At 68.4% G+C, this 9,243-nt stretch carries 7 protein-coding genes and 1 tRNA gene; 4 read left to right on the forward strand and 4 right to left on the reverse strand.

The features are described 5' to 3' along the window. Positions 1-25: 25 nt before the first annotated feature. Together JUB11_RS10160 and JUB11_RS10165 are read right to left on the reverse strand one after the other, a co-directional pair. Positions 26-2,083, reverse strand: coding sequence for an EAL domain-containing protein (locus JUB11_RS10160; protein ID WP_207458410.1), 2,058 nt, complete (start codon positions 2,081-2,083; stop codon positions 26-28). 593 nt (positions 2,084-2,676) lie between these two features. Continuing rightward, the gene (locus JUB11_RS10165; protein WP_207458411.1) at positions 2,677-2,871 is read right to left on the reverse strand and encodes a zinc-finger domain-containing protein; all 195 of its coding nucleotides are present in this window, start codon (positions 2,869-2,871) and stop codon (positions 2,677-2,679) included. Between the two features lie 172 nt (positions 2,872-3,043). On the opposite strand from JUB11_RS10165, the gene JUB11_RS10170 reads away from it, so the two are divergent. The 3 genes from JUB11_RS10170 to JUB11_RS10180 all read left to right on the forward strand — a co-directional run bounded on the left by JUB11_RS10170 (position 3,044) and on the right by JUB11_RS10180 (position 5,932). Then, positions 3,044-4,057 (forward strand): ABC transporter ATP-binding protein, encoded by a 1,014-nt coding sequence (locus JUB11_RS10170; protein ID WP_207458412.1) that lies wholly within the window; start codon positions 3,044-3,046, stop codon positions 4,055-4,057. After that, positions 4,047-5,078 (forward strand): alpha/beta hydrolase, encoded by a 1,032-nt coding sequence (locus JUB11_RS10175; protein WP_247886968.1) that lies wholly within the window; start codon positions 4,047-4,049, stop codon positions 5,076-5,078. Before JUB11_RS10170 ends, JUB11_RS10175 begins: the two co-directional genes overlap by 11 nt. 140 nt (positions 5,079-5,218) lie before the next feature. Beyond that, entirely contained in the window at positions 5,219-5,932 is a 714-nt protein-coding gene (locus JUB11_RS10180; RefSeq protein ID WP_207458413.1) for a type 1 glutamine amidotransferase domain-containing protein, read from the forward strand. A gap of 36 nt (positions 5,933-5,968) precedes the next feature. Here JUB11_RS10180 and JUB11_RS10185 read toward each other — a convergent pair whose 3' ends face one another. Next, positions 5,969-7,801 carry an ATP-binding protein gene (locus tag JUB11_RS10185; protein ID WP_207458414.1) on the reverse strand — a complete coding sequence of 611 codons (1,833 nt, stop codon included), beginning with the start codon at positions 7,799-7,801 and terminating at the stop codon, positions 5,969-5,971. A gap of 179 nt (positions 7,802-7,980) precedes the next feature. Between JUB11_RS10185 and JUB11_RS10190 the strand changes: the two genes are divergently transcribed. Beyond that, positions 7,981-8,057: transfer RNA gene (locus JUB11_RS10190), tRNA-Arg, on the forward strand. A 161-nt stretch (positions 8,058-8,218) separates the two neighbouring features. Here the strand turns inward: JUB11_RS10190 and JUB11_RS10195 are convergent. Next, a complete protein-coding gene (locus tag JUB11_RS10195) occupies positions 8,219-9,190 on the reverse strand; it encodes a tripartite tricarboxylate transporter substrate binding protein BugD (protein ID WP_207458415.1) in 972 nt (323 codons plus the stop codon). Between the last annotated feature and the right edge of the window lie 53 nt (positions 9,191-9,243).

Below are 9,243 nucleotides of genomic sequence, written 5' to 3' on the forward strand. Positions count from 1 at the left end.
GCATGCGCCTTGCCCAGGCACCCCGTCAGGCCGGGACGTTGGCCTCGCGCACGAAGGATTCGAAGGACCGGCCGTCCAGCGGGCGGCTGATGAGGAAGCCCTGGATGCGGCGGCAGCGCTGCTGGAGCAGCACGTCGAGCTGCGCCTCCGTCTCCACCCCCTCGGCGATGGTGTCGAATCCGAGGCTGTTGGCGAGGTTCACGATGGTGCCGACGATGGCGGGGTCGGTCGCGGACTGCACGATGTCGCGCACGAAGCTGCGGTCGATCTTCAACGTGTCGATGGGGAAGCGCTTCAGATAGGCGAGCGAGCTGTAGCCCGTTCCGAAATCGTCGATCGACAGGCGCACGCCGGTGTCCTTCAGCGCGCAGAGCACGCCTACGGCCTTCTCGATGTCGCCGATCATGGCGCTCTCGGTCAGCTCCAGCTCCAGCCGGCTGGGGTCGATTCCCGTTTCCCGCACCACCGTCTGCACCAGCGACACGAGGCGCGGGTCCTGGAACTGGCGCGGCGACAGGTTGACCGAAACCGAGCCGATGGGCAGCTTCCGCTCGTCCCATGCGGCCAAGGTCCGGCAGGCCTCGCGCAGGGTCCAGGCGCCGATGTCCCAGATCAGGCCCGTCTCCTCGGCCAGCGGGATGAACTCGGCCGGGCTGACCAGGCCGCGCGTCGGGTGCACCCAGCGGATCAGCGCCTCGGCCCCGACGATGCGGCGGTCGGTGGCGTCCACCTTGGGCTGGTAGTGCAGCACGAACTCGTCGCTGCCGATAGCGCGGCGCAGGTCGCTTTCCAGCCCCAGCGTGAAGCTGGTGCTTTCCCGCATCGTCGCGTCGTAGAAGACGCAGCGCTGCTCCGGGTTGCGCTTGGCGTGGTACATGGCGAAGTCGGCGTTGCGCAGCAGCTGGTCGGCCGTGTCCCCGTCGTCGGGAAAGAAGGCGAGCCCGATGGAGGCACCGCAGAAAAGCTCCTGGTTGAAGACGCCGAAGGGCTCGCTCATCGAATAGAGCACCTTCTCGGCCAGCCGGGCGCCCGCGTTGCGGTCAGCCGCGTCGGGGGCCACGATCAGGAACTCGTCGCCGCCCAGCCGCCCGACCGTGTCGGTCACGCGGGTGCAGTTGCGCAGGCGCCGGGCCACCAGCTTCAGCAGCTCGTCGCCGGCGTGGTGGCCCATGGTGTCGTTGACTTGCTTGAACCGGTTCAGGTCCAGGAAGGCGACGGCCACCTTCGTGCGCGAGCGCTGCGCGCGGGCGATGGCCTCCTCCAGCCGCTCGCAGACCAGCCAGCGGTTCGGAAGGTCGGTCAGCCGGTCGAAGCTGGCCTGATAGCGGATCTGGTGTTCCTGGTACTTGCGCTGGCTGATGTCGGCCAGCGTCAGCACGTAATGCTCCAGCGCGCCGCCGGGCGCGCGCACGCTGTTCACCGACAGGGCGGCGGCGAAGGGCTCGCCGGAGCGCCGCAGGCTGGTGATTTCGCCCTGCCAGCGCCCGCTGTCGCGCGCGGTGCGCCAGATGTCCTCGATGAAGCCGCGCTCGTGCGAGCCGGGGGCGAAAAGCGTCAGGGGGCGGCCCAGTATGTCCTCGTCACCGAAGCCCGTGATGTTCTCGTAGGCCGGGTTGGCCGCCTGCACGCGCAGGCCCGAGGTGACGATCAGGGTGCCGTCAGCGACGCTGTCGAAGACGGTCGCCAGCAGGCGGATCTTCTCCTCGTTCCGCTTGCGCTCGGTCACGTCCTGGACCGTGCCCTCGTAATAGCGGATGGCGCCGGCCTGGTCGCGCACGCAGCGGGCGTTCTCGACGATCCAGATCACCGAGCCGTCGCGGCGGTAGACGCGCGCCTCGAAATTCTGGACGACGTCCTGGCCGCGCATCAGCGCCGCGAAAGCCTCGCGCTTGCCGGCATCGACGTAGAGCTGCCCCTCGATGTCCGTCAGGTTGGAGATCAGGTCCTCGGGCGAGGCATAGCCGTAGATCCGCGCCAGGGCCGGATTGACGCGCAGGTAGCGCCCATCCACGGTCGTCTGGTAGATGCCCTCGACGGCGTTCTCGAAGATACTGCGGTACTGTTCTTCCGTCTCTTGGCTCATCTTGCCAGATCCTTCCGACGCGACGGCGATGCCTTCAGCCAACAACATGCAAGCACCCGAACACCCAATCACCGAACCGGAAATCACTTCGGCATCAATCCTGAGTAGACGCCACTGCTATCCTTTTGGTCAAGGGAATCTGCATTCGACTTTATGCTGAACGTATTATGAGCATTTGTCCTTTTGGCGGGCATCAAACCGTCATGAACGGCCGCTTCGCCAAGCGCAGGCTTGACAGCTCATCAGTTTGGAATGATCCTGATAATCGTTCGCAGGATCGGGATTGGCGTCAGCGATCCGGCGGACAGCCTGCCGTCGCGGTGCCCCATGCCGTGGCGGCAGGCTTCGGCAAGGAAGGAGGTGTCGAAAGGCTGGGTTTTTATCGCCTCTTCGCCCGGGGCGGGTTCCCCGGGAAGGTGAGGGGGCCGCGGATGTCGGCCCTCATGGGGACCCCGGCAAACCCCTCCACCTCAACCCTCTCCTAAAAGGAGAGGGGGCATAGCAGCCTTCTGAACTGTTTTTTCTTTTAAGCGTCCGCCCAAAAAGCGGGCAGGGTCCTGTCGGTTCCTTGCCTCCCGATCGGGAATTCCCGATCAGTGGCCGTGGCCGTCGAGCCTGACGCCTTCCTTCAGGACGTAGCGGCGCGAGCAGTAGGGGCAGTCGAAGCGTCCTTCCTGGTTCAGCGGCAGATAGACCAGCGGGTGGCCCAGGGCGCCGCCGCCGCCGTCGCATCCGACCGTGGCGGTTTCGACTTCGATCGTCTCGCTTGGGGTATGGTCCGGCTGCATGGCAGAAATCCTTCCTTTTGACACACGATCGTGACACAGCCATCGTCTAGGATTACCAACCGAAGGATAGCCCCCGCTGACGGGTCATGTTCGCGTGCGGGATGATACGCATTGCGTGCCGCCGATCAACGGGATTGCACGTCCTCGCATGAAGGTCACGGTACCGACGCCCATGGTCGACACAGCCTCCCCGATCGCCTCCGTCAACCTGCCGGCCCACGCGGTCGAGGTTCGCGGCCTCACCAAGACCTACGCCGCCGCCGGCAAGTCCGGCGAGAAGCTCGCTCTGAAGGGGATCGACCTCGCGATTCCCCGCGGCTCCCTGTTCGGCCTGCTCGGACCCAACGGGGCCGGCAAGTCCACCCTGATCAACATCATGGCGGGGCTGGTCAACAAGACCTCCGGTTCGGTCGCCATCTGGGGCAACGACACCGACGCGAACCCGCGCCAGGCGCGGTCCAGCATCGGCATCGTGCCGCAGGAGCTGAACATGGACCCCTTCTTCACCCCGCGCGAGATGCTGGAGCTTCAGGCCGGCCTCTACGGCGTGCCCAAGCGCGAGCGGCGGACGGAGGAACTGCTGGCAGCGGTCGGGCTGGCCGACAAGGCGGACGCCTACGCGCGTTCGCTGTCGGGCGGCATGAAGCGGCGCCTGATGGTCGCCAAGGCCATGGTGCACACGCCCCCCGTGCTGGTGCTGGACGAGCCGACGGCCGGCGTGGACATCGAGCTGCGCCGCCTGCTGTGGGACCATGTGCGCAAGCTGAACCGCGAGGGCGTCACCGTCCTGCTCACCACGCACTACCTCCAGGAAGCGGAGGAGCTGTGCGACACCATCGCCATCATCAACCACGGCAGCGTCGTCGCCTGCGAGCCGACGGAAACCCTGCTGCGGCGGGTGGACAACAAGGCGCTGATGGTCCAGACCGACCGCGACCTGACCGCCGTGCCGCCCGAACTGGCGGGCTTCACCGCCGAACTGTCAGGGCCGCGCCGCCTCTGCGTCCGCTACAAGCCGAGCCGGCAGCGCGTGGATGCGATCCTCGCCGCACTCTCCGCCGCCGGGGTCGGCATCGCCGACCTGTCCACCGAGGAGTCGGACCTGGAGGACATCTTCCTCCAGCTGACGGGTGGCGCGCACGCCCAGGCGATATCGCCCCAGGGGAACGCCGGACATGCGGCCTGAGGCGCTCCGGTCCCCGCGTGCCCTGGCCGCCGGGCTGCTGCTCGCGGCCGGCCTGGCGCTCGGGGGCTGCTCCACCGCCTATCAGCCCATGGGTCCCGCCACCACGGCGCCGGTGCTGAACGAGCGGGCGATCATCGCCGCCGACGGCTACGAGCTGCCCCTGCGCCGCTGGCTGCCACCGGCGGTGGAGGCGGGCCGGGAGAAGCCGCGCGCCGTTCTGGTGGCCCTGCACGGCTACAACGATTACTCCAACGCCTTCGACGGGGCTGGCAAGGCCTTCGCCGGGGCCGGCATCGCGACCTATGCCTACGACCAGCGCGGTTTCGGGGAGACGCGCGTGCGCGGCGTCTGGCCGGGCACGCCGACGCTGATTTCCGACCTGAAGACGGCGGTGGCCCAGCTGCGCGAGCGGCATCCGGGCGTCCCCGTCTACCTGATGGGGGAGAGCATGGGCGGCGCCGTCGTGCTGGCCGCCATGACGGGGCCGGACGCGCCGCCGGTGAAGGGAACGATCCTCGTGGCGCCGGCCGTCTGGGGACGGCAGGCCATGGGCTTCGTCCCGCGCGCGGCACTGTGGCTCAGCTACAACCTCGTGCCGGGCTGGGTGATTCACCCGCCCAGGGACCTCGGCATCCGCCCCTCCGACAACATCGAGATGCTGCGCGCGCTGTCCCGCGATCCGCTGGTCATCAAGGGCTCGCGCGTCGACGCGCTGGCCGGGCTGACCGACCTGATGGGCGCGGCGCTCGAGGCCTGCGAGCGGCTGGAGGTGCCGTCGCTGGTGCTCTACGGCGCGCACGAGCAGGTGCTGCCGCCCAAGCCGGTCCGGCGCGCCATGGAAGAGTTCGAGGCGGCCGGGCGGCACGTCGTCGCGGTCTATCCGGACGGCTACCACATGCTGCTGCGCGACCTGAACGGCGGGGTGGTGGTGAAGGACATCGTCTCCTGGATCGAGGACCCGCGGACGCCGCTGGCGAGCGGCGCCGACCGGACCCCGCGCGAGCTGGCCGCCGCGAAGTAGGGCAGGGATCTTAGGACATTTGGGGACACCTGGGGGACGCCTGGCGGACGCTCGGCAGGCTGCCCCGTGGACGCGGGCGGCGGCTCTCCTATGTTTAGGGCTCTCATTCGTGAACAGAGCCCATCGGTACAGGAGATCCCATGCCCAAGATCCTCATCGTCGCCACGTCGCATTCGGAGATGGGCCAGACCGGACACCGCACCGGCGTCTGGCTGGAAGAGCTCGCCGCCCCCTATTACGTCCTGCGCGACGCGGGCGCCGAGATCGTGCTGGCCTCCGTGAAGGGCGGGGAGATCCCATTCGACCCGCGCAGCGTCCAGACCCCCGGCGAGGCGCCGCCCGAAGGGGAGGAGCCGATGCCCGCCGTCTCCCGCCGTTTCCTGGAGGACCCGGAGGCGATGAAGGCGGCGAAGAACAGCCCCTCGGTGGACGGGCTGGACATGGCCGGCTTCGACGCCATCATGCTGCCCGGCGGCCACGGCACCATGTGGGACCTGCCGGAGAGCGCGGCGCTGGCGACGCTCGTCGGCAACGCCTTCGATGCCGGCAAGATCGTCGCCGCCGTCTGCCATGGGCCTGCCGGGCTGGTTTCCGCGAAGCGCAAGGACGGCCGGCCCATCGTCGAGGGCCGCCGCGTGAACGGCTTCACCAACGGCGAGGAGGAGGCCGTCGGACTGACGCAGGTGGTGCCCTTCCTGTTGGAGACGCGTCTGCGCGAGCTTGGCGGCAAATATGAATGCGGGCCGGACTTCCAGCCCTACGCCGTGCAGGACGGCAACCTGATCACCGGGCAGAATCCCATGTCGTCGGAGTTGGTCGCCCACAAGATCCTGGACGCTTTCGCCGGGCGCTGAGGGCGGCGCCCGGCCCGGCCCGTCCGGGAACCGCCGTCACGCGGTGACGGCGGCGCTTTGCTGCGATTCGGGCCGCCGCGCTTCGGGCCGCTGCGGGAGTGCTCCGGAACCGGTGGGCAGCCAGACGCGGGCGACGGTGCCGACGCCCTGTTCGCTTTCGACTGTCAGCCGCCCGCCATGGAGGTCCACCAGCCTTTTGGCAATGGTCAGCCCCAGCCCGGTGCCGCCGAACCGTCGGCTGGCCCGGGAATCGGCCTGGGTGAAGGGCTCGAAGATGTGCTCCATCGCCTCGGGCGCGATGCCGATGCCGGTGTCGGCGATCGTGACGGCGGCGCCCAGCCCCTGGAACCGGACGGTGACGCGGATGGCGCCGCCCCTCACCGTGAATTTGATGGCGTTGGACAGGAGGTTCAGCAGGACCTGCTTCATCGCACGGGGATCGGCGTCGCAGAGGACAGCCTCGTCCGGCGTCTCGACCGTCAGGGAAAGCCCGCTGTCCTGGGCCTTGTGCGCCAGCATGCGGACGACGGTGCGCGTCAGCGGGACGAGGTCCGCCGGTTCGCGCAGCAGTTCGGTCTGCCCGGCCTCCAGCTTCGACAGGTCGAGGATGTTGTTGATCACCTCCAGCAGGTGCTGGCCGCTTTCGTTGATGGAGGCGGCGTAATCGGCCCAGGGCGCGAGATGCCCGGCGGTGGCCTCCTGCCGCATGAGGTCGGAGAAGCCGATCACCGCGTTGAGCGGCGTGCGGAGCTCATGGCTCACCATCGCCAGGAAGGCCGCCCGGCTGCGGGTGGCCGCCTCGGCCCTCTCCTTGCTGATCAGGAGGTCGGCGTTGGTCTGCTCCAGCCGGGAGTGGCGGAGGTCGAGTTCGGCGTTCGCGGAGCGCAGCTTGGCGCGCTCCGCGGCCAGTTCGCGTTCGCGCTGGCCGCGCCGTTCGATCTCCGAGACGAGGAGCAGCAGGACGACCGCCAGGACGAGCGTCACCCCGATGGCGATGGCGATGACGCGGTCGGCGTCCTGCCCCGGGTCGGCCAGCACCTCGTCCAGCCCGTAGCCCACCATGACGAACAGCGGATAACCCGTCACCGCCCGGTAGCCGACGATCCGCTCCACGCCGTCCACCGTGGCGTTGGTGATGAAGCTGCCCGAGGGCTGTTCGGCCAGCCGATGGAACAGGGCGCCGAGGTTGATCAGCTTCCCGAGCCCCTGCAGGCCGGCGGGGTCCTCGCCGGAGCTTCGGGCGCGGATGACCCCGTCGCGCCCGATCAGCGTGACGACCCCCTGCCGGCCGAGATCGACCGTCTTGTAGAAGCGCGCGAAATAGTTGGGGTCGATGGAAAAGACGAGCACGCCGGCGAAGGCGCCGTCCGCCCGCTCCAGCCGCCGGGTGACCTGGATCGACCACTCCCCGGACACCCGGCCGAGAAGGGGACGGCTGATGAAGGTGCCGAATCCGGGCTGCTCGACATGGATCCGGAAATGCTGCCGGTCGGTCAGGTCGACCCGCCCTCCCTCATGCGGCAGGCTCGATCCCTTGAGGTGGCCGTCGGGGCCGATTACCGAGATCCGGAGATGGACGTTGCCCAGGAAATTGAAGCGCTCCGCCCAGCGGCTGAGGTCGCGCGTCTCCGTCTCCTCGCGCAGGGCGAGTTCCATCAGCTTCATCGCCTGTTCGACGGCGGTCAGGGAGACGATGACATGCTGTTCGAAGGCCAGGGCCAGATTGGTGGCGTCGCGGCGCGTCTGGACGACGGCCTGCTCGTGATGCTGGCTGATCAGCGCGGTCACCACCACCCAGACAGCCGCGATCAGCAGCGCCCCCATCACGCCGACGCTCAGGCCGAGCCGCGACACCGGCCGCCATGTCATGGGGAAAAAGCGCATCCGAGCCGTGCTGATGGAACGATTCCCCACGAACTTGCAGGGAATTCGTTAAGGCCAACCTAAGAGCGCGCCGGAACCCGGCCATCCAAAAAAGCGACCGGGAGCTTCACTAAAGGGTTTGCCATCGGCAGGGCTTTGCCCTATGGTGCGCTTCCGCTGTCGCGGGACCCGTAGCTCAGCTGGATAGAGCGCTGCCCTCCGAAGGCAGAGGTCGTGAGTTCGAATCTCGCCGGGTCCGCCAGTTTCCAGAATTCCCAAGGGCTTGGCCGCCGACGCGGCCAGGCCCTTTCTGTTTCCGCGCATTGTCGGCGCGCCGTGGTCTGTCTGCGGACGCATGCAAAAAGCAAAAAAGCCGGCGCGGGGGCGACCCCGCACCGGCTTTCAGGCGTCCCGATCAGCGGATCAGTCGGCGAAGACGCCGGCGGCCTCGATGACGCTCTTCCAGCGGGCGATTTCCGATGCGACATGCTGCTGGTGGGCGGCCGGGGTGGCGCGCTCCTTCGGCTCCGGCAGCGTGCCAAGCTCGGCGAAGCGCTTGATGACGTTCTCGTCCGCCAGCGCCTTCTGCAGGGCCTCCGACAGCTTCTGGATGGCCGCGTCCGGCGTGCCCTTGGGGGCGTAGATGCCGTGCCAGATGCCGACCTGCAGGTTCGGCAGCCCGGCTTCCGCCGTCGTCGGCAGATCCGGCATCGACGGCAGGCGCTTGGGCGTCGTCACCGCGTAGGCCTTGATCGCCCCGCCCTTGATCTGACCCGTCGTGTTGGTGGTCTGGTCGCACATCAGGTCGATCTGCCCGCCGACGAGGTCGTTCATCGCCGGGCCCGTGCCCTTGTACACCGCCGTCACCAGCTGCGTCTGGATCGCCTCCTGGATCAGCATGCCGCACAGATGCGACGCGGAACCGACGCCGGCGTTGCCCAGCGTCACCTTGTCCTTGTTCGCCTTCACGTAGGCGATCAGCTCCTTCAGGTCCTTCGCCGGGAAGTCCTTGCGCGTGACGATCGTCATCGGCACGTCCGTCACCAGACCCACCGCCTTGAAGTCCTCCAGCGTCTTGTAGGGCAGCTTGCGGTACAAGGTCGCCGAGGTCGCCTGGCCGATGTGGTGCAGCAGCAGGGTGTAGCCGTCCGGATCGGCCTTGGCGACGCGGCCCGCACCCAGCGTGCCGCCGGCGCCGCCGACATTCTCGATCACCACCTGCTGGCCCAGCGTCTGGCTCATCGACTGGGCGACCAGGCGCGCCACCGTGTCCGTCGGGCCGCCGGCCGCGAACGGCACGACCATCGTGATCGGGCGGTCGGGGTAGCTCTGCGCCAGCGCCGGGCCGGCAAGCACGGCGAGGCCGGCGGCGAACAGGACGGTCTTCATGCTCATGTGTCCCTCCCTGGGGGATGTCGTTTGGTTCGTGAGATTGGTGGTTGCGGGGT

Origin of the sequence: Azospirillum sp. SYSU D00513 (assembly GCF_017356015.1) — a bacterium.
In the GTDB taxonomy this organism is placed as follows: Bacteria; Pseudomonadota; Alphaproteobacteria; order Azospirillales; family Azospirillaceae; genus Azospirillum.